This is a genomic window from Sphingopyxis sp. GW247-27LB (assembly GCF_002277025.1).
Lineage (GTDB): Bacteria > Pseudomonadota > Alphaproteobacteria > Sphingomonadales > Sphingomonadaceae > Sphingopyxis.
Genome location: NZ_NIWD01000008.1, coordinates 767,508 through 794,407, shown reverse-complemented (window position 1 = coordinate 794,407; position 26,900 = coordinate 767,508). Strand labels below are relative to the sequence as shown.

Sequence of the window (26,900 nt, the reverse complement as noted above, 5' to 3'; positions counted from 1 at the left end):
ATGTAGGACAGCGAAAAATCGGGAGCCTGAACGCGGGGGCCCCGTTCCCCGGCGGCGCGGACGAAATTCGGAACACCGGCGACCGCCCGCTTTCATGCGTGAACTTCGGGTGGAACGGCAGGAATGGGGTGGGGAGCTGCCACAACCATCCCCCTCCTCTTCAGAGGAGGGGCAGAGAGACTTGGTCCGGCGCAGCCGGGCCTTAGTCGAGCGGGGTGGTGGCCGAAGGCCAGCGCACCATCGCATTCACCACCCCGCTGCGACTAACGAACAAGTTCGTAAGTCTCGCCGGCCCCTCCTCTGAAGAGGAGGGGCTTAGATGTCCATAATCGACCGGAAGTGGCCATTCCGCGTTTCATAACTTCGTCGCCCCGTTTTCGCGGGAACGACAAAGGTGGGAGCGGCGTCTGCTTCCCGCAAAGCGGACCCACAACCCCCTTCCCTTTCCCGCGCGCTCACGCCACGGTAAGGCCATGACCGCTTTCGCCTATATCGGAGCCGCGCTCGCCGAGATCGCCGGATGCTTCGCCTTCTGGGCATGGCTGCGGCTGGACAAGTCCGCCTGGTGGCTGCTGCCCGGCATGGCCTCGCTCGCGCTCTTCGCCTGGCTGCTGACGCTGGTCGACGCCGATCATGCCGGGCGCGCCTATGCCGCCTATGGCGGGGTCTATATCGTCGCGGCGCTGCTGTGGCTGTGGGCGGTCGAGGGGGCAAAGCCCGACCGCTGGGACCTGATCGGCGCGCTCGTCTGTCTCGGGGGCGCCGCGATCATCCTGTTCGGGCCGCGCGGGGCCTGACACCGGCCCTGCGCGGCACGTCATCCTATTTGAGCGCGTCGAGCGGAGCGCCGAAGTTGATGTGATAGGGAAGCCCGCCGAGGACGAGCGCGGGCACCGATTTGACCCCCGCGGCCTCCGCCTCGGCAACGCGGCCGGGGGCTTCGCCCAGATGGACGCTTTCCACATTGTAGCGCGCCGGGTCGATGGCGTCGGCCACCGCCTGTTCGGCATCGACGCAAACGCCGCAGCCGGCGTGATAGAAAATCGCTTTCTCGGTCATGATCGTCTCCTGTCATCGAGCATTAAAGTATCGACTCGATACCAATTATCTGGCACGCGCACCGGGATTGCGCAAATAGTTTTTAGTCGATACCATTATGCAATGACCGACCGGCTCTCCGACATGCTGACGCGCGCCGCACGCCTGATTGCCGGGGACGGGCATTCGGCGGGACTCAAGCCGGTGCAGTGGCAGGCCCTGCGCTATCTGGGAATCGCGAACCGTTTTTCGCGCACGCCGGGCGCTCTCGCCGCCTGGCTGGGGCAAACCAAGGGCACGGTATCGCAAACCGTCGCGACGCTGGAGCGCAAGGGGCTGGTCGAGCGGACCGGCGACGCGGACGACCGGCGCCTCGTGCGCCTGACCCTGACCGAAGCGGGCCGCGCGCTGCTCGAACGCACGCCCGAGAATGTCGCCGACGCGATGCTCGCGGGACTGACCGCCGCCGAGCGCGCGATCTTCGCGCCCCTCCTCGCCCACATGCTCGCGGGATTTCTTGCCGCGCGCGGCCATCGCCCCTTTGGCCTCTGCGCCGAATGCCGGCATTTCCTTCGCGACGCCGAGCGGGGAAGCCCCCATTTCTGCGGCCTGCTCGACGTGCCGCTCGGTCGCGAGGACGCCGCCGCCATCTGCGTCGAACAGGAGGCCGCATGACCTGGGTCGTCGACGCCCTGCTGACCGGCAAGGCACGCCGGTTCGGCGACAAGGGCGAGGCGAGCGCGATCGCCAAATCCCCCGTCGCGAGTCCGCGGCGCGTCGGCTTTCTCGGGATCGATGGCGACGAGCAGGCCGATCTGTCGGTCCACGGCGGCCCCGACAAGGCGATCCATCACTATCCGCGCGATCATTATCCCTTCTGGCGCGAGCGGCTCGCCGACCACGCGCTGCTCGCCGCGCCGGGCGCGTTCGGCGAGAATGTCTCGACCACCGGGCTCGTCGAAAGCATCGTCTGCGTCGGCGACCGGTTCCGGCTCGGCAGCGCGCTGGTCGAGATCAGCCAGGGACGCCAGCCCTGCTGGAAACTCGGCCACCGCTTCGGCATCGCGAGCGTTCCCGCGACGGTGGTGAGCAGCGGGCGCAGCGGCTGGTATTATCGTGTGATCGAGGAAGGCACGGTCGCGGCGGGCGAGGCGCTCGACCTGATCGAGCGCCCACTTCCCGACTGGACGGTGGCGCGCGTCTTCACCCTCTTGATCGGCGGCGCGGGAAAGCGCGAGCCGGCGGCGCTGCGGGCACTGGCGGACATGGACGCGCTCGCGACGAACTGGCGCGCGCGGGCGGAGAAATTGCTCGCCTGAACGCGTCATTGAGAGCGAAGCGAAGCAATCCAGAGCGGCTTGTCACACTCTGGATTGCTTCGCTTCGCTCGCAATGACGACGGATTACTCGCTATCCGGCAACGCCCCTTCCACCAGCGGCGCCAGCCCGCCAACGATCATCTTCACCCCTTTGGCATTGGGATGGATATGATCGCCGAGCATCAACTCGGGCTTGCCGACGACATTGTCGAGGATGAAGGGATAGAGGCTCGCGTCATATTTGGCGGCCAGCTCCGGGTATATCGGATCGAACGCCTTGGCATAGTCGGCGCCGAGGTTGGGCGCCGCGACCATGCCGGTGAGCAGCACCGGAATATCCCGTTTCCGAAGCTCGGCGAGCATCGCGTCGAGATTGGCGCGCGTCTGGTCGGGGCCGATGCCGCGCAGCATGTCGTTGCCGCCGAGCCCGAGCAGCACGAGCGCGGGCTTCGCCTTCGCATGGTCGAGCACGAAGGACAGGCGCTGGCGCCCCGCCGCGGTGGTGTCGCCCGAAACGCCGGCGTTCTGAACACGCGCGCGCACCCCGTCGGCGAGAAGCTGGGCCTGAAGCTGCGGCGCCAGCCCTTCCTTCGGCCCGAGCTGGTAGCCGGCATAGAGGCTGTCGCCGAACGCGATGATCAGCGGCGCGTCGTCGGGGAGCGCGGGCGCGTCGGCCTTCACCTCGCCCTTCGGCGCCGGCGGCGGAGCCTCTCCGCTGCCGCACGCGGCGAGCGGTTGGCAAAGCGCGATCGCACAACCATATATCCAGACAGAACGCCATCCGGCCGTTTTCATTTCCAAAGGGTCCTTCCTTGCCCGACGCGCCCCGACACCAGATCTCTCTGGCGCCAGAGCTGGCGATCGCCGCCCACAATGTGACGCTGACGCTGGGGAGCGACAAGGCCCCCGTCGAAATATTGCGCGGGGTCGATTTCGAGGTCGAAGCCGGCACCTCGGTCGCGCTGCTCGGCCCGTCGGGGTCGGGCAAAAGCTCGCTGATGGCGGTGCTCGCGGGGCTCGAACGCGCGGGCGGCGGCAGCATCCGCGTCGCGGGGCTCGACTTCGCCGCGATGGACGAGGACGGCCTCGCCCGCGCGCGGCGCGGGCGGATCGGTATCGTGCTCCAGGCCTTTCACCTGCTGCCGACGATGACGGCTTTGGAAAATGTCGCGGTGCCGCTCGAACTCGCGGGCATCGCCGACCCGTTCGGACGCGCGCGCGCCGAACTCGAGGCGGTCGGCCTCGGCCACCGGCTGACCCACTATCCCGCCCAGCTTTCGGGCGGCGAGCAGCAGCGCGTCGCGATCGCGCGCGCGATGGCGAGTTCGCCCGCGATCATCTTCGCCGACGAGCCGACCGGCAATCTCGACACCGCGACCGGCCATGCGATCATCGAGCTGATCTTCGCCCGCCGCGCCGCGCTCGGCGCGACCCTGCTCATCATCACCCACGACCCCGAACTCGCCGAGCATTGCGACCGCGTCGTCACGATGCACGACGGGCGGATCGAGGAACGTTGATCCGATGATCCCGCTCGCCACCCTCTGGCGGATCGCGCGGCGCGACCTCGCGGCGCGCATTCGCGGGCTGCGGCTGCTCGCGGTCTGCCTGTTCCTCGGCGTCGCGACGCTCGCCGCGATCGGCAGCCTGACGCGCGGGATCACGTCCGAGCTCGAAACGCGCGGCCAGACGATCCTCGGCGGCGACGTCGAATTCGGCCTGCCGCAGCGCGAAGCTACGCCTGAGGAAATGGCCGCCTTCCGCCGCGAGGGGCGCGTCTCGGCGACGGTGCGGCTGCGCGCGATGGCGAACGCCCCCGACGGCGAAGCGCTGCTCTCCGAACTCAAGGCGATCGACGCCGCCTATCCGCTCTACGGCACGATGCGGCTCGAAAGCGGAGCGCGGCGGGGCCCACCGCCAGCGGGGAACATCTGGATCGGCAAGGATCTCGCCTCGCGGCTGGATCTCGAAGTCGGAAACAGTGTGAAGTTCGGCGAAAAAGCGTTCGTTGTGGGCGGCATCATCGCCGACGAGCCCGACCGGCTCGGCGAGGGATTCACGCTCGGGCCGGTCGCGATCATCGGGCTTTCCGACCTGCCCGCGACGCGGCTGATCCAGCCCGGCAGCCTCTACGAGAGCAAATATCGCCTCCGCCTGCCGGGCAGCGCCGACCCCGAGGCGGTGGGCAAGCGGCTGACCGCCGCCTTCCCCGATGCCGGCTGGGACGTCACCGACCGCAGCAACGGCGCCCCCGGAACGCGGCGCTTCATCGAGCGCATGGGGCAATTCCTCTCGCTCGTCGGTCTCGCCGCGCTCGTCATCGCCGGGATCGGGGTCGGCAACGGGGTCGCGAGCTATCTCGCGGGCAAGCGCCCCGGCCTTGCGACGCTGAAGATCCTCGGCGCGGACAGCGGTGCGGTGATGCGCATCTATGCCCTGCAGATCCTCGCCGTCGCGGCGGCCGCCATTATCGCGGGACTGGCGGTCGGGGCGCTCGCGCCGACGATCATCACCGCGATCGCCGGCGACGTGCTGCCGGTGAAGCCCGGCCTCGCCCTCTATCCGCTGCCGCTTGGCGTGAGCGCCGCCTATGGCCTGCTGATCGCCGTCGCCTTCGCCCTGCCCCCGCTCGCGGCGGCGCGGCAGGTGCCCGCAGCGGGCCTGTTCCGCGCCACCGTCGACGGGCTCGCGCGGCCCGAGCGACGAACCGTCCTCGCGGTCGGTGCGGCGCTCGCCGCCATCGTCGCGCTCGCCGTCGGAACCGCCCGCGAGCCGCTGTTCGCGCTCGGCTTCGTCGGCGCCGCGGCGGGACTGCTCGTGCTTCTGGTCGGGCTCGGCTGGCTGGTGCGGCGCGTCGCGAGCCGGCTTCCGCGGCCCGAGCGGCCTTTGCTCCGCCTCGCGCTCGCCAATCTCCACCGGCCGGGCGCCGCGACCGGTGCGCTCGTCGTCGCGCTCGGACTCGGCCTCACCCTCTTCGTCACCCTCGCCGCGATCCAGACGAGCATCACCGCCGAGATCGCGCGCACCGTGCCGCAGCGCGCGCCGAGCTTCTTCGTCCTCGACGTGCCCCGCGACGGCGCGGCGCGCTTCCGCGCGCTGGTGGCCGCCGCCGACCCGAAGGCCGAGGTCAACCTGATCCCGGCGCTGCGCGGCAGCATCACCGAATATGCCGGCCAGCGCGTCGACGCGCTCGCGCAATTGCCCGAGGGCGCATGGGTGCTGCGCGGCGACCGCGGGCTGACCTACAGCGCCGCCCTGCCGCAGGGGAGCGCGCTCGTCGGCGGCGCCTGGTGGCCGGCGGACTACAAGGGTCCGCCGCTGGTCAGCGTCGAGCAGGAGGTCGCGAAATCGCTGGGCCTGAAGCTCGGCGACACGTTGACCGTCAACGTCCTCGGGGTCGAGGTGCAGGCCAAGGTCGCCTCCTTCCGTACCGTCGAGTGGGACAATTTCGGCCTCAATTATGTCCTCGTCTTCTCGCCGGGCAGCTTCGACGCCGCGCCGCACAATATGGTCGCGACCGTCGCGGTGCCGCCGGCCGCCGAGACCGGCCTCGCGCGCAGCATTCCACGCGCCTTCCCCTCGGCCTCGCTGATCGCGGTGCGCGACGTGGTGACGCAGGTAACGGGTCTCCTCACCCAAATGAGCCAGGCGATCGCCGCCGCGGCGAGCATCGCCATCCTCGCCGGCATCGCGGTGCTGATCGGCGCGATCGCCGCGAGCCGCGAGCGGCGCGTCTACGACAGCGTCATCCTGAAACTGCTCGGCGCCACGAGAGGCCAGATATTGGGGGCGCAGGGGGTCGAATATGGCGTGCTCGCGGTGGTGCTCGCGGTGCTGGCGCTCGGCCTCGGGCTCGCTTCGGCCTGGTATGTCGTCACCCAGCTCTTCGACTTCCGTTTCGCCCCCGATCCGCTGATCGTCGGCCTGACCCTGCTCGGCGGCGCTGGTCTGTCCTTCCTGATCGGCATCGCCGGAAGCTGGCCGTTGCTGTCGGCCCGCCCGGCGCGCGCGCTGCGAAGCCTTTAGTTCAAGAGGCGGACGACCGCCGAAATCGCGGCGATGCCCAGCACGACCGCGACCATCGCCTGCCACACATGCGGCGGCACCCGGCCGAAATGGCGGCCGCCGAAGCGGTTGCCGAGCCACATGGGGACGAAGAGCAGCAGCGCAAGCAGGAACAGCCGCTTCGTCGCGATGCCGACCCACAGCGCCGCCGCCGTCCCGGCGATCGCGGTCAGGAAGAAGATCAGCAGCATCGAGGCACGCGCGACGCGGGGCTCGAGGTGGCGGCGAAGATAGAAGGGCACCACCGGCGGTCCCGGCATCGCCGCGAAGCCGGTCAAGATGCCCGACGCGACCCCGGTGCCGACCACCGCAGCGCGGCCCGGCCGGTGCCCTTCGGGCTGCTTGGGCAGCAGCACCGCGACGAAGGCGCCGACCGCGACCCCTGTGATCAGCAGCCGCGCGACGTCGGGCCGCGTGACGCCCAGCACCGCCATCCCGATGGGCGTCGTCGCCATCGCGATCAGCCCGATCGGCAGCGCCGTCGCCCGGTCGGCATCGGCGTGGATCAGCCCCAGCCCCACCGGCCCGATCAGCAATTGCATCAGGATGCCGAGCACCACCGCCTGTGCGGGCGGGATGATCAGCCCGAGCAGCGGCACGAGGATGATCGCCATCCCGAACCCTGTCAGCCCGCGCACATAGGCGGCGCCAAAGGTCATCGCCGCCGCGCCCGCCAGCGTCAGCGGCGCGAAGCCGAGGATCGGGTGCAGGGCGGTCAAGCCGCGCGCAAATCCGGCGGCGTCGCTTCGCCCTTCAGCATCGCGATCGCTTCGGCGAGCGGCATGATGCGCTGGCCGTCCTGGCCGAGCGTGCGAACCGCGACCGTGCCCTCCTCCGCCTCGCGCTTGCCGACGACGAGGAGATAGGGGACCTTGGCGAGGCTGTGCTCGCGCACCTTGTAGTTGATCTTCTCGTTGCGAAGATCGCTCTCGACGCGGATGCCCGCCGCCTGAAGCTGCGCCACCGCATCCTTCGCATAATCGTCGGCGTCGGACACGATCGTCGCGACCACCGCCTGCACCGGCGCGAGCCAGGTCGGGAAGCGGCCGGCGAAATGCTCGATCAAAATGCCGATGAAGCGTTCGTAGCTGCCGAAGATCGCGCGGTGGAGCATGATCGGGCGGTGGCGCTCGCCGTCCTCGGCGATATAGCTCGCGTCGAGGCGCTCGGGCAGGACGCGGTCGGACTGGATCGTGCCGACCTGCCACGTTCGCCCGATCGCATCGGTCAGGTGCCATTCGAGCTTGGGCGCGTAGAAGGCGCCCTCGCCCGGCAGCTCCTCCCAGCCATAATCGTCGGTGGCGAGCCCCGCGCGGACGACCGCGTCGCGCAGTTCGGCCTCCGACAGGTCCCACATCTCCTCGCTGCCGAAGCGCTTGTCGGGGCGCAGCGCCAGCTTGATCGCGTAGGAAAAGCCGAAATCCTTGTAGATGCGGTCGGCGAGCGCGCAGAAGTCCTGCACCTCGTCGATGATCTGATCCTCGCGGCAGAAGATGTGCGCGTCGTCCTGCGTGAACTGACGCACGCGCATGAGGCCGTGGAGGGCGCCGTGGGGTTCATTGCGATGACAGCATCCGTTTTCGTAGATGCGCAGCGGCAGGTCGCGGTACGACTTGATCCCCTGGCGGAAGATCAGGACGTGCGCGGGGCAGTTCATCGGCTTCAAGGCCATCCACTCGGCGGCGTCGGAGACGAGCGGGCCTTCGTCCTCGATGTTCGGCACCTCGTCGGGGATGACGAACATATTCTCGCGATATTTGCCCCAATGGCCCGACTGTTCCCACTGGCGCGCGTCCATCACCTGCGGGGTCTTGACCTCCTTGTAGCCCGCGCCGTCGATCGCGCGGCGCATATAGGCCTCGAGCTCGCGCCAGACGATATAGCCGTGCGGGTGCCAGAAGACGCTGCCGTGCGCCTCTTCCTGGAGGTGGAACAGATCCATCTCGCGCCCGAGCTTGCGGTGGTCGCGCTTCGCAGCCTCCTCCAGTTTGTGGAGATGCGCGTCGAGCTGCTTCTTGTTCAGCCAGCCGGTGCCGTAGATGCGCGTGAGCTGCGCGTTCCTCTGGTCGCCGCGCCAGTAGGCGCCCGCGACGCGCATCAGCTTGAAAGCCTGCGGATCGACCTTTCCCGTGCTCGCGAGGTGCGGGCCGCGGCACATGTCCATCCATGCCGTTTCGCCATCGGGTCCGTTCGGGTCGCCGGACCAATAGACCGTCAAATCCTCAAACTCAGGTAGGTCCTTGGCCCATTCCGCCTTGAACGTTTCTCCGAGGTGTTCCCACCGAGAGATTAGGTCTTCTCGCGTCCAGACTTCACGTATCAAGGGCTTGTCGGCGCGGATGATCTCGCGCATCTTCTCCTCGATCGCGGGCAGATCGTCCATCGAGAAGGGATCGCGGCTCTCGGGCGCCTTCACGTCGTAATAAAAGCCGTCCTCGGTCGCGGGGCCGAAGGTGATCTGCGTTCCCGGCCACAGCGCCTGCACCGCTTCGGCGAGGATATGCGCATAGTCGTGGCGGACGAGTTCGAGCGCGTCGGCCTCGTCGCGGCTGGTAATCAGCGCAAGGTTCGTGTCGGCGTCGAGCGGACGCAGGATGTCGCGCACTTCGCCGTCGACCTTCGCGGCGAGCGCGGCCTTGGCGAGGCCCGGTCCGATGTCCGCCGCGATCTCAGCCGGGGTAGTTCCGCGCGCGACTTCTCGGGCAGAGCCATCGGGAAGGGTGACGCGGATCATCTCGGACATCGAAAAATAGGCCTTTCTGGGCAAAATTGCCGGGCTCCTTTGCCAGTATGCGCGGGGAGCGGCAAGGGGCGGATTCGCAATCGCCGCTTGCAATGATACAATGTATCATTATCTGGCACGCATACTCTTGCGAAAGTCCTCTCCCATGTGCCTCCCCTCCTCCCGCGCGCGGCTGTTCGACGCGATGGGCGTCGGCCTGTCCTTCGCCTGCCTGGTCCATTGCCTCGTGCTGCCGCTGATCCTGCTGCTCGCGCCGGCGCTCAGCGCCTGGCTGGCGCTGCCCGAGGCCTTTCATGCCGCGATCCTGCTGCTCGCGGCGCCCGCGGCGTTCGCCGCCATGTCGGGCGGCTGGCGACGGCACCGGCGCGCGGGGCCCGCGCTGCTCGCGGCGGGCGGGCTGGGCCTCCTCGCGCTCGGCCTCGCCGGCCACGAGGGCTGGCTCGGCGCGCTCGATCCCGAAGCCGCCGACCGCTGGCTCACCTCGGCCGGCGCGATCGCTCTCGCCGCGGCGCATCTCGCCAACTGGCGGCTGCGGCACAGTGCGAAAAGTCCGATTGGCGAGGCAGAGACGCATGGTTAAACTTGCGCCATGTCCGACGCCCCCCGCCACAGCATCGCCGCGATCCTGCCCTGCCGCGACCTCGACGCCAGCACCGCCTTCTACGAACGGCTGGGGCTCAGGGTCGTGAGCGATCACGGCAGCTATCGCCTGCTCGACGACGGCGCGGGCTGGCAGCTTCACCTGACCGATGAATCGCCGCAGGAGTGGCTGGTGCCCGGACAGAATCCGTTCGGACTCTATTTCTACACCGAAAAGGTCGCCGAGATCGCCGAGGCGGTGCGCGACGCGATCATCGGCCCGCTCAAGGCGCCGACTCACAAGCCTTGGGGCATGTACGAATTCGCGGTTTCGGACCCCGGCGACACGCTGGTGCGGATCGGCTGGCCGAGCCGGCTGATCGGATAGATTCCCCGAATATCGCTCGTTTTCGGGCTCAGGCCGACAAGCACACCAATCAATTTGTCAATGTCGCTTGACTTTCACACTCCCTAATGTCAATGTTCCTTTACTGATTAACAAGGGAGCTTGACCAATGACCACCAATCACCACCCCTTGCCGCGTCCGCGGAGCGCCTGAGATGGCCCAGGATAACGCGCCCGTCGCCAATCACGCGCCGCTGCTCTGGGGGCTGGCGTTCGTCGTCGCGATGTTCGGAACGGGGTTCGGCGCGCGGTTCGCCGGTCTCGACGGCATCTGGACGATGATCGTCATGCTGCCGCCGATGCTGTTGCTGATTCCCTTGATCCGCTCGACCGAGCGCGACGGCAACTTCGCCGGCTGCTCCTCGCCAGCGCTCAAGCGCTACAACCGCCGAGGGCTGATCTGGTCCTTCTCCTATGTCGCCGCGCTGTTCTTCGCCATTTCGGTCAACGACTGGCTGAAGCCCGAGGGGCCGCTGCTGTGGCTGATCGCGGTGCTCCCGGCGTTGCCGATCGTCTATTTCGTCTGGGGATTCTATCGCTATCTGGTCGAGGAGACCGACGAATATCTGAAGATGCGCTATGTCACCCATGCGCTGTTCGGGCTCGGCCTGCTGCTGATCGTGGCGACCGTGTGGGGTTTCCTCGAGAGCTTCAAGGTCGTGCCGCACGTCGAAAGCTGGATGGCCGTGCCGGTCTGGGCGATCGGGCTCGGCGTCGCGCAGATCTGGCACCGGGTGCGCGGGTCGTGAGAAATCGCCTCAAGGTCCTGCGCGCCGAGCGCGACTGGAGCCAGGGCGATCTCGCCGAGCGGCTCGAAGTGTCGCGCCAGTCGGTCAACGCGATCGAGACGGGGAAATACGACCCGTCGCTCCCCCTCGCCTTCCGCATCGCCGACCTGTTCGGCCTCCCCATCGAAGATATTTTCCTGAAGGACTGAACCCATGCGAAAACTGCTTCCCATCATGGCGCTCTTTGCGCTGCTCGTCGCCAATCTGGTCGCCACCCAAGCCCGGGCGGCCGAACCCGACGCCGCGTGCGCCGCGCCGCTCGTCGAGGGCAAGCGGATCACGGTGAAGGTCGAGGGCGAAGGCCCCGATGTCGTGCTGATCCCCGGCCTGTCCTCGCCGCGCGCGGTGTGGGACCAGGCCGCCGAACGGCTGAAAGGCAAATATCGCCTGCATCTGGTGCAGGTGCGCGGCTTCGGCGGCGGCGACGCGGGGATCAACGCCGCGGGTCCGGTGCTCGAACCGATGATGCAGGAGATCGCCGACTATATCGACGATTGCATCACCGACGCGGGGCGCCCCGCTCCGGCGATCGTCGGCCATTCGCTCGGCGGGCTGACCGGGCTGATGATCGCGGCGCGCACGCCGCAGGAGGTCGGCAAGCTGATGGTCGTCGACGCGGTGCCCTTCATCGGCACCATCTTCGCCCCCGGCGCGACGGCAGAGATGATGAAGCCGCGAGCCGAGGCGATGGCGGCCGCGATGCGCGCGCAATTTGGCAAGCCGAAGCCGGCGGGCCCGGTCGCCGACCCCGGCGCGGCGAGCATGGTCGGCAGCATGTCGAACACGCCCGCGGGCCGCACCGCGGTCGCAGGCTGGATGCGCGACGCCGACCCGCGGGTCAGCGCACAGCTCTTCTACGACGACATGACCACCGACCTGCGCGGCGAGATGGGACAGATCGCGGCGCCGGTCACCCTGCTCTATGCGCAGGACGACAGCGCGATGCCGGCCGAAGCCGCCAAGGCGGCGTTCGAGCCGCAATATGCGGGCGTCGCCAGGTTCAAGGCGCAGATGGTGCCCGGCAGCCGCCACTTCATCATGCTCGACCAGCCGGAGGCGTTCGCCAAGGCGCTCGATGCGTTCCTGGCGGAGAAGTAAAACTCGACCGTCATTGCGAGGAGCGTAGCGACGAAGCAATCTCCAGCCATCGCCATCAGGGAACGAGAGCTGGGGATTGCTTCCCCCGGCTTTCGCCGGGGTCGCAATGACGATATTTGGTCCGCCTTGCCGGAATCGCCCACCCCCGCTAGGGGAGCAGCGAGCCGGAAAGGAGCCCCCCATGTTCAAGCGCCTGTTCGTCGATCATCCGAAGAGCGTCGACGAAAATTACATCGAACATTTCGGTGTCGCATCGCGCTTCGGCGTGACGATGATCTGGGGCGGGCTCTGCGCGCTGGTCCACGCGCTCGTCCCCGGCTGGTGCATCACCACCGGCAGCGACACGATCCAGCGCCTCAATCGCATCATGGTCGAACAGCGCCGCGCCAAGGGGCAGGCGGTGATGCAGATGCAGACGGTCGACTGGGTCATCTGACCGCGTCCGTGGCCGAGCTTTCCCCGCCCGCCTATCTCGACCGGCCCGGCCGGCCGCGCCTCGCCTATCGCCATGTCGAGGGCGCCGGGCCGACGATCGTCTTCCTCCCCGGCTACATGTCCGACATGGAAGGCGGCAAGGCGACCGCGCTCTTCGCCTGGGCGGCGGCGGAGGGACATGGCTGCCTGCTGCTCGATTATGCCGGTTGCGGGTCGTCGGACGGATTGTTTTCGGAGCAAACGCTGCTCGACTGGCGCGGCGACGTCCTCGACCTGATCGACGCGAAGGTCGACGGCCCGGTGCTGCTCGTCGGATCGTCGATGGGCGGCTGGCTGATGCTGCTCGCGGCCTTGCTGCTCGTCCAGCGCGACGGCCCCGCGCGGGTTGCCGCGCTCGTCGGCATCGCCCCCGCTCCCGATTTCACCGACTGGGGCTTCACCCCGGAGGAAAAGGCGATCATCCTCGCCGAAGGCGCGCTGGTCGAGGACACGCCCTATGGCGATCAGCCCTATGTCACGACCCGCGCCTTCTGGCAGTCGGGCGAGGCGAACCGGCTGCTGGACGCCGAAATCCCCCTCGCCTGCCCCGTCCGCCTGCTCCACGGGCAGGAGGATGGCGACGTCCCGCCCGAGATCAGCCTCCGCCTCTCCGCCGCGCTCGCGAGCGAGGACGTCCAGGTCACGCTGGTCAAGGGCGGCGACCACCGCCTGTCGCGCGACGGCGATATCGCGCTTCTGATCGATACCGTCGCGCGTATCGCGACAAGCTAAGAATCGTCGCGCGTATCGCGACAAACCGACAACCCTCGCGCGCCTCGCGACCAACCCCTGAAAGAGACCCATGGCCCGCAGCGACTTCCGCTTCCACCTCACCAAGCGCGTGCGCTACGCCGAGATCGACGCGCAGGCGGTGGTGTTCAACAGCCGCTACCTCGAATATTTCGACATCGGCATCACCGAATATTGGCGCGCGGCGGGCGTCTACGACCGCTGGCCGCATCACGACAGCCCCGAATTCCACGTCGCGCGAGCGGAGGTCGACTATAAGGCGCCGATCCTTCTCGACGAGCAGATCGACATCTGCGTGCGCTGCTCGCGTGTCGGGCGCAGCTCGATGACCTTCCTGTTCGAACTGCACGGCGCGGGGCGCGACGACCTGCGCGCGACGGGGCTCGAGGTCAGCGTCCACGTCGCCGAAGCACGCGGCGCGCCGGCGCCGGTGCCCGATGAATTGCTATCCATGTTCGAAGCGTTTGAAGGACGGCCGCTTCGTGCCTAGATAGGGGCATGACCCAATATCTCCACACGATGATCCGCGTGACGGATCCCGACGCCACCGTCGCCTTCTTCAAGCTGATCGGGCTCGAGGAGGTTCGCCGTTTCGACAATGAGGCGGGGCGCTTCACGCTGATCTTCCTCGCCGCGCCGGGGCAGAAGGACGTCGCCGAGGTCGAGCTGACCTATAATTGGCCCCCCGAGGACGGCAGCGCGGCGGAGAGCTATGGCGGCGGGCGCAACTTCGGCCATCTCGCCTATCGCGTCGACGACATCTATGCGACCTGCCAGCGGCTGATGGACGCGGGGGTGACGATCAACCGCCCGCCGCGCGACGGCCACATGGCCTTCGTGCGCTCGCCCGACGGCATTTCGGTCGAGCTGCTGCAGGATGGTCATCTCGAACCCGCCGAACCTTGGGCCTCGATGCCCAATACGGGAAGCTGGTAGGAACACCAAGGCTCGCGCCAACCCGTTCCGTCAAGGAAGCGAAAGGCCGGAGCGAAAGGAGGCAATCGTGGCACAGCTCGATATCGTCCGTATCCCCGTCCTCAACGACAATTATGTCTGGCTGGTCCACGATCCCGAGAGCTTCGAGACGATGGTGGTCGACCCCGCGGTCGCCGACCCGGTGCTCGCCGAGGCCGACGCGCGCGGCTGGCCGATCACCGCGATCTGGAACACCCACTGGCATCCCGACCACACCGGCGGCAACGCCGACATCAAGGCGAAGACCGGCTGCGAGATCATCGCCCCCGCCGCCGAGCGCGAGCGCATCCCCACCGCCGACCGGCTGGTGAAGGGCGGCGACCAGGTCCGGCTCGGCGCGCATGTCGCCGATGTCTGGGACGTGCCCGCGCACACCGCGGGGCACATCGCCTATCATTTCGCCGGGGACGGCGCGATCTTCGTCGGCGACACGCTATTCGCGATGGGCTGCGGCCGGCTGTTCGAAGGGACGGCGGACCAGATGTTCGCCAACATGCAGCGGCTCGGCACGCTCGACGATGCGACGCGCGTCTATTGCGCGCACGAATATACGCTGTCGAACGCGCGCTTCGCGGTGACGGTCGAGCCCGGGAACGACGCGCTCGCGGCCAGGCTCGCCGAAGTCGAGGCGGCGCGCGCGGCGGGCGAGGCGACCGTCCCCACCACGATCGGCGCCGAGCGCGCGACCAACCCCTTCCTGCGCGCGCCGAGCGCCGCCGAACTCGGCCGCATCCGCACGCTCAAGGATGCCGCGTGACGGCCGTCGCCGGTTTCAGGAAGCGTTCACGTTGAAGCGTTTATCGCCCCTTATGTTGCAAGGAGTTTGATCATGGCCCAATGGAATCTCCTCTGCGCCGCCGCGCTGATGACGGCGACCGCCCCGATCGTCGCAAGCTGCGCGCCCGCCGGCAGTGCCGAGGCGGGCGCCGAGGCGCTGACGCCGAAACAGGCCGAAACGCTCGACAAGCAGCTCGCCGGCAAGGTGGCCGGGGCGCCCGAGAAATGCCTCCCCAGCTTCCGCACCGACGACGCGATGCGCGTATCGGACTCTATCCTGCTCTACCGTTCGGGCAGCAATCTCGTTTATCGCAACGACCTCAAGGGCAGTTGCCCGGGGCTGGCGCGCGACAGCGACATCATGGTCATCAAGCAGTTCGGATCGCAGATCTGCAACGGCGATTTCTTCCACCTGGTCGACCGGTCGAGCGGCATCCGCGGTCCGACCTGCGTCTTCGGCGACTTCGTCCCCTATCGCAAACCGGCGGGGGACGCTGGCTGAGCCATCGGCTCAGCGGCAGGCGGGTCCGGTTTGCGCCGAGCTCTTCGGGTCGCAACCCGCCTGTCAATTGACGCAAGTCCACCCTCTCCTCTTCAGAGGAGGGGCCCGTTATCCCCGATACAGCGCCGCGATCTTGTCGGCGTAGACTTCCTTCAGCACATGGCGGCGGATCTTCATCGAGGGCGTCATCTGCTCATTCTCGATCGTGAAGGGTTCGTCGGCGAAGTCGAACTTGCGCACTTTCTCGATCACCGAAAGCTGGTCGTTCACCCGGTCGACCGCGGCGCGCACCGCGGCGCGGAACTTCTCATGCTCGCGCAGTAGCCCCAGTTCCTTGGGCAGACCCTCGGCCTCGGCCCATTCGGCCGCCCATTCGGGGTCGGGGACGAGCAGGCCGACGAGGTGCGGGCGCTTGTCGCCATAGACCATCGCCTGGAGGATTTCGGGCTGGAGCGTCAGCATCCCCTCGACCCGCTGCGGCGAGACATTGTCGCCCTTGTCGTTGACGATCAGGTCCTTCTTGCGGTCGGTGATGACGATGCGGCCTTGAGGGTCGATATGGCCGATGTCGCCGGTGTGGAGCCAACCGTCGACCAGCACGCGCTGCGTCTCCGCCTCGTTGCGCCAATAGCCGTGCATGACGAGTTCGCCGCGCACGCAGATTTCGCCGTCGTCGGCGATCCGCACCTCGGTGTTCATCAGCGGCGGGCCGACGGTGTCCATCTTGAGCCCTGCCGATGGACGGTTGCAACTGATCACCGGCCCCGCCTCGGTCTGGCCGTAGCCCTGCAGCAGCGTGAGGCCGATCGAGTGGAAGAAGACGCCGATTTCGGGATTGAGCGGCGCGCCGCCCGACACCAGCGCCTTCATCCGGCCGCCGAAGCGCTGCTGGATCTTGGGCCGGAACAGCTTGTTGAGGATGAGGTCGACCGGGCGGTCGAGGACGCCCATGCGGCGCTCATAATCCTTTTCGCCGACGCGCAGCGCCTGGTTCAGCATCCAGTTCGCGAGCTTGCCCTGCTTTTCGACCGACTTGATCATCCGCGCGCGAATGACCTCGAACAGGCGCGGCACGACCACCATGATCGTCGGCTTCGTCTCCTCGATGTTGGAGACGAGCTTTTCGAGCCCCTCGCTGTAATAGATTTGCGCGCCGACCATAATCGGCAGGAACTGCCCGCCCGAATGCTCATAGGCGTGGCTGAGCGGCAGGAAGGATAGGAACACCTCCTCCTCGCCGATGCCGAAGTCGTTGACCAATATCTCGGCCGCGCCCGCGCCATTGTGCAGGATCGCGCCATGGTGCTGCATCACCCCGCGCGGGGCGCCGCCGGTGCCGCTGGTGTAGATGAGGCAGGCGAGGTCTTCGCGCTTCATCGCGAGCCCGCGCGCCTTCGCGTCCTCCAGATGCGCCTCGCCGCCGGTCACCAGCGGTTCCCAATCATGGACCTGGACATCGCCCTGCTGGCCGACGCGCAAGGATTCCATGCTGATGACGATATTGGCGTTCGATCGCATCACCGCGGGCATCAACGCCCGCGCGAGCTTGGCGGTCGACACGATCACCGCGCTGGCGCCGCTGTTGCCCAATATATGCTGGTGATCGCGCTCGGTGTTGGTCGTGTAGGTCGGCACGGTGATGCAGCCCGCGGCCATGATGCCGAGGTCGGCGATGCAGAATTCGGGGCGGTTCTCGCTGACCAGCACCACCCGGTCGCCCTCTTTCAGGCCCAGTTCGCGCAGATTATGCGCGAGCGCCGCGACCTGATGGGCGACCTGCCGCCAGCTCAGCGGTTGCCATGCGCGGTCGGCCTTGCGCCACAGGAACGGGTCCTCGCCGCCGCGCGCCGCGCGGTCGAAGAACATCGCGACCAGGCTTGGAAAATGGTCGAGATGCGGGTTTTCGAGCTTCATGCCTCTTCTCTCCCGGGAGGATATCAGTCTTTTCTGTTCTGTTATTCGGCCGCCGCGGTCGGATCGTCGGTCGCCCAATTGCCGGGCGTACGCGGATCGGCGGCGCCGCGCCAGCCCGTCGGCGTGCGCTCGACGGCATTGACCTTCGACCCGAAATTCTCAGGCCGGATCGGCTTGCCGAACACCGCCGATTCCTGTGCGATCTCCTTGCCCATCGCATTATCCTCGATGATCGCGCCCTGGTCGTCGAAGAACAAATTGGGAAGCGCGATCGCCTGCTCGGCGGGAAGGCCCCAGTCGAGGACGCCGATCAGCGTCTTCGTGACGTGCATGATGATCCGCTTGCCGCCCGCCGAGCCGAGGGCGAGGATCACCTGGCCGTCGGGGCCGTAGACGATCGTCGGCGACATCGAGGATAGCGGCCGCTTGTTCGCCTCGACCCGGTTGGCGACGGGCTTGCCGTCCTGTTCGGGGGCGAGGGTGAAGTCGGTGAGCTCGTTGTTGAGGACGAAGCCATTGGCGATGAGCTGGCTGCCGAAGATCGATTCGACGGTCGAGGTCATCGTCGCGACATTGCCGTCGCGGTCGACCGCGACGAAATGGGTCGTGCCATGTTCGGCGACCGGACCCGACGGCGTGCGCGGCTGGGCCCCCGGCGGCGTGCCGACGGGATAGTCGCTGCGCACCGCGTAAGGAGAGATCAGCATCCGGCGGCTCGCCAGATACTGCTTGTCGAGCAGGCCCTTCACCGGCACGTCGACGAAATCGCTGTCGCCGAGATATTGTCCGCGATCGGCATAGGCGAGCTGCATCGCCTCGGCGAGCAGGTGCCAGCTCATCACATTGTCCTTGCCCATCGCCTTCATGTCATAGGCTTCGAGCATGCCGAGGATGCCGAACACGGTCGTCGCGCCCGACGAGGGCGGTCCCATGCCGCAGACCTTGTAGACGCGGTAGGTGGTGCAGACCGCCGGCCGCTCCTTCGCCTGATAGGCCGCAAGGTCGGCGAGCGTCATCTTCGTCCGGTTGCGCGGCGCCTGCGTCACCGCCTTGACGATCGCCTGCGCATTGGCGCCGGTGTAGAAGGCGTCGGGGCCGCGCGCCGCGACGTCGCGGAGCAGCTTCGCATAGGCGGGGTTCCTGACGATCGTGCCGACCGGCGCGGGCTTGCCATCGACATAATAGATGGCGCGAATCTCGGGAAAATCCTTCCAGACATCGGCATAGGCGTTCATCAGTTTGTGGAGGACGGGAGTGACCTCGAACCCCTTGTCGGCCAACTCGATCGCCGGTTGAAAGAGATCGGCCCAGGGCAGCTTGCCCCAATGCTTGTGGACCTGCTCCATCAGCCGGATATTGCCGGGGACGCCGACCGACAGGCCACCGGGAACAACGTCCATGAAGCCGCGCGGCTTGCCGTCCTTGCCGAGGAAGCGGTCGGGCGTCGCCGCGGCGGGCGCCTTCTCGCGGCCGTCGATCGTCGCGAGCTGGCCGGTCTTCGCGTCGTGATAGATAAAGAAGCCGCCGCCGCCGACCCCGCTCGACTGCGGCTCGACCAGCGTCAGCACCAGCATCATCGCCATTTCGGCATCGGCGGCCGAGCCACCCTTCTCCAATATCGCGCGCCCGGCCTCGGTCGCGCGCGGATCGGCGGAGGAAGTAACGCCCTGCGCCGCGGCAAGCGACGGGATGGCAATGACGAACAGGCTGAAGACAGCAAGGAGTCGCTTGATCATGCGCGCGACATTGGCGCGAGGGGTCGGGGTGTGCAAGCCCGGCCGGGATTTTCCTCTTTGCTGCGGGCGAGATCCCGATAACGGGCAAGCATTCGCCAGAACCGCTCCGGTGGACAGGAGTTATACGCCATTGACATATATGTCATTGACGGATAGATGAGAATGTCATGACCGCCTTGCAAACCGTCGTCGAACTGCCGGAGTTTCTGCGATGCGCCAAGGCGATCATGACGGATGACGAGCGCGGGGCGCTGGTGGACTATATCGCGGCCAACCCGGAAGCCGGCGTCCCGCTGGGCGGTGGTCTGCGCAAGGTTCGCATTCCCCGCGGGGCAGCGGCAAGAGCGGCGGCTACCGGACGATCTACGTGTTCGGAGGCACGCAAATGCCAATCTACCTCGTCACCGTGTTCGCCAAGAACGAGAAGGACAATCTGACCAGGGCCGAACTGGCCGCCGCCGTCGATTTGAGCAAGGCACTGGTTGCAACCTATGGAGACCGCCGATGAGTGCTTATAGGAGCATCATGCAGGGGCTGAACGAAGCGCTGGATCATGCCAAAGGCAAGGAAACCGGCGCGATCGTGCACAAGGTGAAGGTGCCCGCTGTCGATGTGGCCGCGATCCGGGCCAGCACGGGCCTGTCGCAAAGCGCGTTCGCGCGCAGCATCGGCGTTGCCAAGGGCACGCTGCTCAATTGGGAGCAGGGCCGCAGGCACCCCACCGGCCCCGCTCAGGTATTGCTGGCCATGATCGCAAAAAAACCTTCATTGGTGAGCGAATTACTGCGCTGACGGTTTTATCTTTTATCCCTCGGTTCCCACCGCGTCGGACACCTTCGCGAAGCCATCGCGCGCGGCGAGGCGCTCCAACCCGCGCGCGATGCGGCCGGCGAGGCCGGGCCCCTCGAACACCATCGCCGAATAGATCTGGACGAGGCTGGCGCCGGCGCGGATGCGCTCCCACGCCTGTTCGGCAGTCGCGATGCCGCCGACGCCGACCAGCGGCAGCGCGCCGCCGCTCGCGGTTCGGAAATCCTTGAGCCGCTGCAGCGCCAGCGCCGCGAGGGGCGCGCCCGACAGCCCCCCCGCTTCGTCCGCATGGCGCGAGGCGAGCGGCGGCCGCTCGATTGTGGTGTTCGACACGATCACCGCCGCCAACCCCTTGTCGAGCGCCACCGCGACGATGTCGTCGATGTCGGCGGGTTCGAGATCGGGCGCGACCTTCAGGAACACGGGCTTCGCCGCGTCTCCCTGCGAGGCCGCGACGCCGTCGAGCAGCGCCTCGAGCGCGCCCTTGTCCTGCAGCGCGCGCAGCCCCGGCGTGTTGGGCGACGAGATGTTCACCGTCAGATAATCGGCGAGCGGCGCCATCGCCGCGGTGCCCTTCGCATAATCGGCGATGCGGTCGGCGCTGTCCTTGTTCGCGCCGATATTGATGCCGAGCGGCACCGCGAGGCCATAGCGACGGAGACAGGCGATCCGTTCAGCCGCGGCCGCCTGCCCGCCGTTGTTGAAGCCCATGCGGTTGATCACCGCGCCGTCCTCGACCAGCCGGAACAGCCGCGGGCGCGGATTGCCCGCCTGCGGCAGCGGGGTCAGCGTGCCGACCTCGACGAAGCCGAAACCGAAATGCGGCATCGCGTGCGCGACGCGGGCATCCTTGTCGAACCCCGGCGCCAGCCCGACCGGGTTGGGAAAGGCGATTCCGGCCAGCTCGGTCGCGAGCGCCGGGCTGGTCAGCGCGCGGCGCGCGCGCGGCAGCGGCTGGAGCGCGTTCAGCGTCAGATTATGCGCCGCTTCGCCGTCGGTCGCATGAACGAGCGGGCGCACGCAGGCATAGGCGGCATCGGCGGCGGAAGCGAGGAGCGACATGGGGTCGCCATTGCGCCGCGCGGGGCGCTATGGCAAGCCCGCGGCTGCCGAAAAACCGGGAGAAAATCGTGTCGCATCGCCGCATCGCCCTTACCGCCTCCGTCTGCGCCGCCGCGCTCGCCCTGTCGGGCTGCGCGGTGCCGGCGGCGCAGGAGGGCGCCGCCCCGCTCCCCGCGGCGGCCGAGCCGGCGCCCGCGGGCGCGGGGCTCGCCGATTTCTTCGACAAATATGACGCGGCGCAGCTGTCGCTGAGCCCCGAGGCGAAGGCCTATCGCGGCATCCGCGACGAAGATTACGGCCGCTGGGACGATGTCGGCGACGAGGCCGCGGTCGCGCGCGACAAACTGTTGCAGGCGGCGGCGGCGGCGATGCGCGGCAGCTTCGATCCCGCGGCGCTCGATGCCAACGACGCGCTGTCGTTCGAACTGTTCAACGCGCAGGCCGAACGCAACGCCAAGCTGTTCCCGTTCCGCGACTATAGCTATATCTTCAACCAGATGAGCGGGTCGCAGAGCCAGATGCCCGCCTTCCTGATCAACATCCACCGCATCACCGATACCCAGGACGCGCGCGCCTATATCGAGCGGATCGGGGGCATGGAGCCGGTGCTCGACGCGCTGAGCGCGCAATCGGCCGAGCGCGCGGCGCGCGGCATCCAGCCGCCCAAATGGGTCTATGCCTATGTGATCGCGGACATCCGCAACCTGACGACGAGCGACCCCGCCCGCCCCGCCCCCAACGCGGTGCTCGCCGATTTCGCGGCGAAGGTCGCCAAGCTCGACATCGACGCGGACGCCAGGGCGCGGCTCCTCGGCGACGCGCAGGCGGCGTGGCGGGACCATGCCTATCCCGCCTATCGCCGCCTGCTCGGCGAGATGCAGCGGCAAGAGGCGTCGGCGCCGACCGACGACGGCGTCTGGCGGCTGCCCGACGGAGCGGCCTATTATCAGGCGCTGCTCGCCAATTACACGACCACCGACATGACCGCGCAGCAGATCCACGACCTTGGCCTCTCCGAAGTCGCGCGCATCCACGGCGCGATGCAGGCGATCATGGCGAAGGTCGGCTTCAAGGGCACGTTGCCGCAATTCTTCGAGCATCTGCGCACGAGCCCGCAATATTATCACAAGACGCGCACCGCCTATCTGGCCGAGGTCGACGGGCATGTGAAGGCGATGGAGGCGCGGCTGCCCGCCTTCTTCAACACGCTGCCCAAGGCGCCGCTGCAGGTGAAGGCGGTCGAGGCGTTCCGCGAGGGATCGGCGGGCAAGGCCTTCTATCAATCGCCCTCGCCCGACGGGTCGCGGCCCGGCACCTATTATGTCAACCTCTACGACCTCAAGGACATGTCGAAGACCGAGCTCGAGGCGCTGGTCTATCACGAGGGGATTCCCGGCCACCATCTGCAACGCGCGGTGCAGACCGAGCTCGAGGGACTGCCGCCCTTCCGCCGCTTCGGCAATTTCACCGCCTATACCGAAGGCTGGGGCCTCTATGCCGAGGAACTCGGCAAGGACATGGGCTTCTATACCGATCCCTACAGCGATTTCGGCCGACTCGGCATGGAGTTGTGGCGCGCGTGCCGGCTGGTCGTCGACACCGGCATCCACGACAAGCGCTGGAGCCGCGCCCAGGCGATCGCCTGGCTGAAGGCCAACACCCCCAACCCCGACGGCGATATCGAGAAAGCCGTCGAACGCTATATCGTCTATCCGGGACAGGCGACCGCCTATACGATCGGCAAGCTCAAGATCATGGAATTGCGCGGCCGCGCGCAGGCGGCGCTCGGCGACCGCTTCGACATCCGCGCCTTCCACGACGTCGTGCTCGGCTCGGGTCCGGTGCCGCTCGACATATTGGAGCGCCGGGTCGACGGCTGGATCGCGGCGCAAAAGGATAGCCCCCGATAAATTGCAGCTTGACGCACCGCGACGAAAGGAAAATTATACGGATCGTAAACAGGCGGCAATAAAGCTGCCGGGGGTCGGTCTCGTCATGTCGGACAATCTTTCCTCGCCACAGGGCGTGGACGGCGATGCGCCGTTCGAACTGCAATATTTCCCGCCCGAATCCGATCTCGCGGACATGGTGTCGAGCTTTTACGTCGCGCGGGTCAACATGCCGAGCTTCGACGAATATGAGCGCGCCGACCGCCCGCAATTCCGCTTCGTAACCGCTGCCGACGGCGAATATGTCTTCGCCGATGGCCATCGCTCGCCGGTGCGCCGCGCCAATATCGTCGGGCCGACGAGCGGGCGGGTGCGCGCGATCAGTCATTGCCCGACGCGCATGTTCGGCTTCGGCCTGCTCCCCGCGGGCTGGGCGGCGCTGATGGGCGACGATGCCGAGAAGCTGACCGACCGCGCGATCGACGCCGCCGACCTGTTCGGCGACTGGATCGAAGCGGTCGCCGCCGCGCTGACGAACGCCGCCGACGTCGCCGAGCAGCTGGTGATCGGCAATAATTTCGCGCGCGAGGTCCTGCAGAAGCAGGAAGCGGCGCCGATGTGGTTCATCCGCACCGTCGATGGCTGGCTGACCGACACCGCATCGCCGCAGGTCGCCGATCTGGTCGAGGCGACGGGCATGTCGATCCGCTCGGTCGAGCGCATGACCAAACATTATTACGGCCTGTCGCCGCGGATGCTGGCGCGCAAATATCGCGCGGTGCGTGCCGCCTCGGCGCTGGCGCGCGGCGAAAATCTCGATGCGGCGGAGCTCGGCGACGCCTTCTACGACCAGTCGCACCTGATCCGCGAGATCAAGCGCTTCGCGGGCGCGACGCCGGGGCAGCTCGGCCACCCCTCGCACTATACCGAGGCGACGACCAAGGGCCGCAAACAGCTCGCGGGCAAGGTGAGCCCGCTGGTGTCCGAGACCTGACGCCTCCCTGTCGTCATTGCGAGGAGCCGCAGGCGACGCGGCAATCCAGAGTCCCCGTAAACCGCCCTGGATTGCTTCGTCGCTGCGCTCCTCGCAATGACGGAGGTATTCGCGCCCGCACTCGGATCCATTAACCATCAAAAGCACCGAACCCGTCGTTTTGGCGTTTCCATACAATCGCGAATCGCGGCGCGGGCATAATCGGGGCCTGCGACCCAGAAGAGCTCTTCCTCTCTGACGAGGACTGAGACCTTCATCTTGGCACTCATTTGGCTTCGGCCGGATGGGTGCCTTTTTTTTCTTGGCGGACGAATAGCGCCCCTTGGTTGCGCCGCGCCGGAGCTTCGCCTATATAAGTGGAGCAATTTACTCCAGTTAAGAATCGTTCGCAATTCGCGGACGGAGAAACGATGCGCCTGTCCAACCTTGCCGATTATGCCGTGGTGCTGATGAGCGCCGCCGCGCGCCAGTGCGGATCGGTGCCTTTGCACGCGGCGCTGCTCGCCGAGCAGACGGGGATTCCGGGGCCGACCGCGCAGAAGCTGGTGAGCAGCCTCGCGCGCGCCGGCCTGCTCGTCGCCTCGCGCGGCAGCGGCGGCGGCGTGCGGCTCGCGCGCCCTGCGGCGGCGATCAACGTCGCCGAGATCATCGAGGCGGTCGAGGGTCCGATCGCGCTGACCGCCTGCTGCGACGAGGGACGCCACGACTGCGGCTTCGAAGGCAGCTGCCAGGTCCAGCCGCACCTCGGCGTCGTCAACGGCGCGGTCCGCGCCGCGCTGGCGGGGATCAGCCTGGCGAGCCTCACCGTCGCCCCCGCGAAGGCGGGGGCCGCTGGAGGCCTTACTCCGACGCCGCAGGATGAAACGACAACGGCCCCCGCCTTCGCGGGAGCGACGAGTTAGAGATATGACCGACAACAGCGAACTCCCCGTCAAGGACCAGGCCGCACACGAGGCCGCCGCCAAGGTCGCCGATTATGAGCATGGCTGGTCCTCGGCGATCGAGACCGACTTCGCGCCCAAGGGCCTGTCCGAAGACACGGTCCGCTTCATCAGCGCGAAGAAGAACGAGCCCGAATGGATGCTCGACTGGCGGCTGAAGGCCTATCGCCACTGGCTGACGATGACGCCGCCCGACTGGGCGAAGCTCAACGTGCCGCCGATCGACTACCAGGACGCGTATTATTATGCGGCGCCCAAGGCGAAGCCGAAGCTGTCGTCGCTAGACGAGGTCGATCCCGAAATCCTCGAGGTCTACAAGAAGCTCGGCATCCCGATCGAGGAGCAGAAGGTGCTCGCCGGGGTCGAGGGCGCGCGCAAGGTCGCGGTCGACGCGGTGTTTGACAGCGTCAGCGTCGCGACCACCTTCCGCGAAGAGCTCAAGAAGGCGGGCGTCATCTTCCTGTCGATCAGCGAGGCGATCCGCGAGCATCCCGATCTCGTGAAGAAATGGCTCGGCAAGGTGGTGCCGCAGCACGACAATTATTTCGCGGCGCTCAACTGCGCGGTCTTTTCGGACGGCACCTTCGTCTATGTGCCCGAGGGCGTGCGCTGTCCGATGGAGCTTTCCACCTATTTCCGGATCAATGCCGAGAATACGGGGCAGTTCGAGCGCACCCTGATCGTCGCCGACAAGGGCGCCTATGTCTCCTATCTCGAAGGCTGCACCGCGCCGATGCGCGACGAGAACCAGCTCCACGCCGCGGTGGTCGAACTGGTTGCGCTCGACGATGCCGAGATCAAATATTCGACGGTGCAGAACTGGTACCCCGGCAACGCCGAGGGGCTGGGCGGCATCTATAATTTCGTGACCAAGCGCGCGCTCTGTCAGGGCAAGCGCAGCAAGGTGTCGTGGACGCAGGTCGAGACCGGCAGCGCGATCACCTGGAAATATCCGAGCTGCGTCCTCAACGGCGACGACAGCGTCGGCGAATTTTATTCGGTCGCGGTGACGAACAATCATCAGCAAGCCGACACCGGCACCAAGATGATCCACAACGGCAAGCGCACCCGATCGACCATCGTGTCGAAGGGGATCAGCGCCGGCCAGTCGAGCGGCACCTACCGCGGACTGGTGCGCGTCGCGCCGAACGCCGAGGGCGTGCGCAACTTCACCCAGTGCGACAGCCTGCTGCTCGGCGACCGCTGCGGGGCGCATACGGTGCCGTACATCGAGGTCCGCAATCCCTCGGCGCAGGTCGAACATGAAGCGACGACCAGCAAGATCAGCGACGACCAGCTCTTTTACGCGATGCAGCGCGGGCTGGGGCAGGAAGAAGCGGTGGCGCTGATCGTCAACGGCTTCGCGAAGGAAGTGCTGCAGCAACTGCCGATGGAGTTCGCGGTCGAAGCGCAGAAATTGCTGGGGATTTCGCTGGAGGGGTCGGTCGGATGATCTGGACACTTCGCGATCAGGCCAAACAGCTTAACACCCCTCCCCTTCAGGGGAGGGGCCGGGGGTGGGGTCTATCGGCCTCGACCATCGAAGAGTTGCAGAGCCGCGCTCGCCAGATGCGAAACAACCCGACCGAACCCGAGAAGCGGTTGTGGCGGCATCTGTCGAATGGACAGGTCGAAGGTTTCAAATTCCGTCGTCAGCAAGTGATCGAGCGGTTCATTGCGGATTTCGTTTGCGTTCCGGCGAAGCTGATCATCGAGGTCGATGGTGACACGCACGAAGAGGCTGCGGACCGCGCCCGAGATAAGACACTAGCGGAACAAGGCTATCGCACCATCCGCGTCACGAACCATGACGTTATGTCCAATATAGATGGCGTGTTGCGGTTTATCACCGAAGCCCTGCCTCAGGCCGAGAGACCCCACCCCAACCCCTCCCCTGAAGGGGAGGGGCTAGAGAGGAGTTTGATGTGATGTTGCGTTGGCTACTCCGTAGACAGCGCCCGGTCGCTTCCGGTTCCGAACCCGAATTGGTTCCGAATCCGCATAATCAGATCGGTGGCTCGCACGAGTTCGTTCGTGTTC

At 67.1% G+C, this 26,900-nt stretch carries 30 protein-coding genes; 23 read left to right on the top strand and 7 right to left on the bottom strand.

Going from position 1 to position 26,900, the window contains the following annotated elements:
• Positions 1-473 precede the first annotated feature (473 nt).
• A complete protein-coding gene (locus CD928_RS11300) occupies positions 474-797 on the top strand; it encodes a YnfA family protein (RefSeq protein WP_095387144.1) in 324 nt (107 codons plus the stop codon).
• Between the two features lie 25 nt (positions 798-822).
• Here the strand turns inward: CD928_RS11300 and CD928_RS11295 are convergent, their stop codons facing one another.
• Positions 823-1,059: a hypothetical protein gene (locus CD928_RS11295; protein WP_095387143.1), complete on the bottom strand. Its 237-nt coding sequence runs from the start codon at positions 1,057-1,059 to the stop codon at positions 823-825.
• A gap of 102 nt (positions 1,060-1,161) precedes the next feature.
• Here CD928_RS11295 and CD928_RS11290 point away from each other — a divergent pair, with 102 nt between their 5' ends.
• The gene (locus CD928_RS11290) at positions 1,162-1,713 is read left to right on the top strand and encodes a MarR family winged helix-turn-helix transcriptional regulator (protein ID WP_095387142.1); all 552 of its coding nucleotides are present in this window, start codon (positions 1,162-1,164) and stop codon (positions 1,711-1,713) included.
• Entirely contained in the window at positions 1,710-2,357 is a 648-nt protein-coding gene (locus CD928_RS11285; protein WP_095387141.1) for an MOSC domain-containing protein, read from the top strand. Before CD928_RS11290 ends, CD928_RS11285 begins: the two co-directional genes overlap by 4 nt.
• 84 nt (positions 2,358-2,441) lie before the next feature.
• Here the strand turns inward: CD928_RS11285 and CD928_RS11280 are convergent, their stop codons facing one another.
• Complete coding sequence (locus tag CD928_RS11280; protein WP_095387140.1) at positions 2,442-3,152, bottom strand: arylesterase; 711 nt, start codon at positions 3,150-3,152, stop codon at positions 2,442-2,444.
• Between the two features lie 17 nt (positions 3,153-3,169).
• Between CD928_RS11280 and CD928_RS11275 the strand changes: the two genes are divergently transcribed.
• Positions 3,170-3,877 (top strand): ABC transporter ATP-binding protein, encoded by a 708-nt coding sequence (locus CD928_RS11275; RefSeq protein ID WP_176473546.1) that lies wholly within the window; start codon positions 3,170-3,172, stop codon positions 3,875-3,877.
• A 4-nt stretch (positions 3,878-3,881) separates the two neighbouring features.
• Positions 3,882-6,383: an ABC transporter permease gene (locus CD928_RS11270; protein ID WP_095387139.1), complete on the top strand. Its 2,502-nt coding sequence runs from the start codon at positions 3,882-3,884 to the stop codon at positions 6,381-6,383.
• Here CD928_RS11270 and CD928_RS11265 read toward each other — a convergent pair.
• Both CD928_RS11265 and thrS read right to left on the bottom strand, forming a co-directional pair.
• Positions 6,380-7,141, bottom strand: a complete 762-nt coding sequence (locus CD928_RS11265) for a sulfite exporter TauE/SafE family protein (RefSeq protein ID WP_095387138.1) — start codon at positions 7,139-7,141, stop codon at positions 6,380-6,382. The genes CD928_RS11270 and CD928_RS11265 overlap by 4 nt on opposite strands.
• Positions 7,138-9,165 (bottom strand): threonine--tRNA ligase, encoded by a 2,028-nt coding sequence (gene thrS, locus CD928_RS11260; protein WP_095387406.1) that lies wholly within the window; start codon positions 9,163-9,165, stop codon positions 7,138-7,140. Before thrS ends, CD928_RS11265 begins: the two co-directional genes overlap by 4 nt.
• Positions 9,166-9,310: 145 nt before the next feature.
• Between thrS and CD928_RS11255 the strand changes: the two genes are divergently transcribed.
• The 11 genes from CD928_RS11255 to CD928_RS11205 all read left to right on the top strand — a co-directional run bounded on the left by CD928_RS11255 (position 9,311) and on the right by CD928_RS11205 (position 15,514).
• Positions 9,311-9,745, top strand: coding sequence for a MerC family mercury resistance protein (locus CD928_RS11255; RefSeq protein WP_095387137.1), 435 nt, complete (start codon positions 9,311-9,313; stop codon positions 9,743-9,745).
• 9 nt (positions 9,746-9,754) lie between these two features.
• Entirely contained in the window at positions 9,755-10,132 is a 378-nt protein-coding gene (locus CD928_RS11250) for a VOC family protein (protein WP_095387136.1), read from the top strand.
• Positions 10,133-10,305: 173 nt separating this feature from the next.
• Positions 10,306-10,899, top strand: a complete 594-nt coding sequence (locus CD928_RS11245) for a hypothetical protein (RefSeq protein ID WP_095387135.1) — start codon at positions 10,306-10,308, stop codon at positions 10,897-10,899.
• The gene (locus tag CD928_RS11240; protein ID WP_095387134.1) at positions 10,896-11,087 is read left to right on the top strand and encodes a helix-turn-helix transcriptional regulator; all 192 of its coding nucleotides are present in this window, start codon (positions 10,896-10,898) and stop codon (positions 11,085-11,087) included. The genes CD928_RS11245 and CD928_RS11240 overlap by 4 nt, the downstream gene beginning before the upstream one ends.
• A 4-nt stretch (positions 11,088-11,091) precedes the next feature.
• Entirely contained in the window at positions 11,092-12,036 is a 945-nt protein-coding gene (locus tag CD928_RS11235) for an alpha/beta fold hydrolase (RefSeq protein ID WP_095387133.1), read from the top strand.
• 181 nt (positions 12,037-12,217) lie between these two features.
• Complete coding sequence (locus CD928_RS11230; protein WP_095387132.1) at positions 12,218-12,472, top strand: DUF6356 family protein; 255 nt, start codon at positions 12,218-12,220, stop codon at positions 12,470-12,472.
• Between the two features lie 8 nt (positions 12,473-12,480).
• The gene (locus tag CD928_RS11225; protein WP_095387131.1) at positions 12,481-13,242 is read left to right on the top strand and encodes an alpha/beta fold hydrolase; all 762 of its coding nucleotides are present in this window, start codon (positions 12,481-12,483) and stop codon (positions 13,240-13,242) included.
• Between the two features lie 70 nt (positions 13,243-13,312).
• Positions 13,313-13,750 carry a thioesterase family protein gene (locus tag CD928_RS11220; protein ID WP_095387130.1) on the top strand — a complete coding sequence of 146 codons (438 nt, stop codon included), beginning with the start codon at positions 13,313-13,315 and terminating at the stop codon, positions 13,748-13,750.
• 8 nt (positions 13,751-13,758) lie between these two features.
• Positions 13,759-14,196, top strand: coding sequence for a VOC family protein (locus CD928_RS11215; protein WP_095387129.1), 438 nt, complete (start codon positions 13,759-13,761; stop codon positions 14,194-14,196).
• 67 nt (positions 14,197-14,263) lie between these two features.
• Positions 14,264-14,992, top strand: a complete 729-nt coding sequence (gene gloB / locus CD928_RS11210; protein ID WP_255247120.1) for a hydroxyacylglutathione hydrolase — start codon at positions 14,264-14,266, stop codon at positions 14,990-14,992.
• 72 nt (positions 14,993-15,064) lie between these two features.
• Positions 15,065-15,514: a hypothetical protein gene (locus tag CD928_RS11205; RefSeq protein WP_095387127.1), complete on the top strand. Its 450-nt coding sequence runs from the start codon at positions 15,065-15,067 to the stop codon at positions 15,512-15,514.
• A gap of 108 nt (positions 15,515-15,622) precedes the next feature.
• Here the strand turns inward: CD928_RS11205 and CD928_RS11200 are convergent, their stop codons facing one another.
• Both CD928_RS11200 and ggt read right to left on the bottom strand, forming a co-directional pair.
• Positions 15,623-17,428 (bottom strand): long-chain fatty acid--CoA ligase, encoded by a 1,806-nt coding sequence (locus tag CD928_RS11200; RefSeq protein ID WP_095387126.1) that lies wholly within the window; start codon positions 17,426-17,428, stop codon positions 15,623-15,625.
• 41 nt (positions 17,429-17,469) lie between these two features.
• On the bottom strand, positions 17,470-19,164 hold the full coding sequence (gene ggt / locus CD928_RS11195) for a gamma-glutamyltransferase (RefSeq protein ID WP_095387405.1): 1,695 nt from the start codon (positions 19,162-19,164) through the stop codon (positions 17,470-17,472).
• 385 nt (positions 19,165-19,549) lie between these two features.
• On the opposite strand from ggt, the gene CD928_RS23795 reads away from it, so the two are divergent.
• Together CD928_RS23795 and CD928_RS11185 are read left to right on the top strand one after the other, a co-directional pair.
• The gene (locus CD928_RS23795) at positions 19,550-19,672 is read left to right on the top strand and encodes a hypothetical protein (RefSeq protein WP_255247119.1); all 123 of its coding nucleotides are present in this window, start codon (positions 19,550-19,552) and stop codon (positions 19,670-19,672) included.
• Positions 19,669-19,956, top strand: a complete 288-nt coding sequence (locus CD928_RS11185; RefSeq protein ID WP_095387125.1) for a DNA-binding transcriptional regulator — start codon at positions 19,669-19,671, stop codon at positions 19,954-19,956. The genes CD928_RS23795 and CD928_RS11185 overlap by 4 nt, the downstream gene beginning before the upstream one ends.
• Positions 19,957-19,968: 12 nt before the next feature.
• Here CD928_RS11185 and CD928_RS11180 read toward each other — a convergent pair whose 3' ends face one another.
• Positions 19,969-21,036 (bottom strand): quinone-dependent dihydroorotate dehydrogenase, encoded by a 1,068-nt coding sequence (locus CD928_RS11180; protein WP_095387124.1) that lies wholly within the window; start codon positions 21,034-21,036, stop codon positions 19,969-19,971.
• A gap of 68 nt (positions 21,037-21,104) precedes the next feature.
• On the opposite strand from CD928_RS11180, the gene CD928_RS11175 reads away from it, so the two are divergent.
• From CD928_RS11175 to CD928_RS11155, 5 genes are all read left to right on the top strand, one after another.
• Positions 21,105-22,946, top strand: a complete 1,842-nt coding sequence (locus tag CD928_RS11175; protein ID WP_255247118.1) for a DUF885 family protein — start codon at positions 21,105-21,107, stop codon at positions 22,944-22,946.
• An 85-nt stretch (positions 22,947-23,031) separates the two neighbouring features.
• Positions 23,032-23,919 carry a helix-turn-helix domain-containing protein gene (locus CD928_RS11170; protein ID WP_095387122.1) on the top strand — a complete coding sequence of 296 codons (888 nt, stop codon included), beginning with the start codon at positions 23,032-23,034 and terminating at the stop codon, positions 23,917-23,919.
• Between the two features lie 410 nt (positions 23,920-24,329).
• Complete coding sequence (locus CD928_RS11165; protein WP_095387121.1) at positions 24,330-24,821, top strand: Rrf2 family transcriptional regulator; 492 nt, start codon at positions 24,330-24,332, stop codon at positions 24,819-24,821.
• 4 nt (positions 24,822-24,825) lie between these two features.
• The gene (gene sufB, locus CD928_RS11160) at positions 24,826-26,313 is read left to right on the top strand and encodes a Fe-S cluster assembly protein SufB (protein WP_095387120.1); all 1,488 of its coding nucleotides are present in this window, start codon (positions 24,826-24,828) and stop codon (positions 26,311-26,313) included.
• On the top strand, positions 26,310-26,789 hold the full coding sequence (locus CD928_RS11155) for an endonuclease domain-containing protein (RefSeq protein WP_095387119.1): 480 nt from the start codon (positions 26,310-26,312) through the stop codon (positions 26,787-26,789). The genes sufB and CD928_RS11155 overlap by 4 nt, the downstream gene beginning before the upstream one ends.
• Positions 26,790-26,900: the final 111 nt, after the last annotated feature.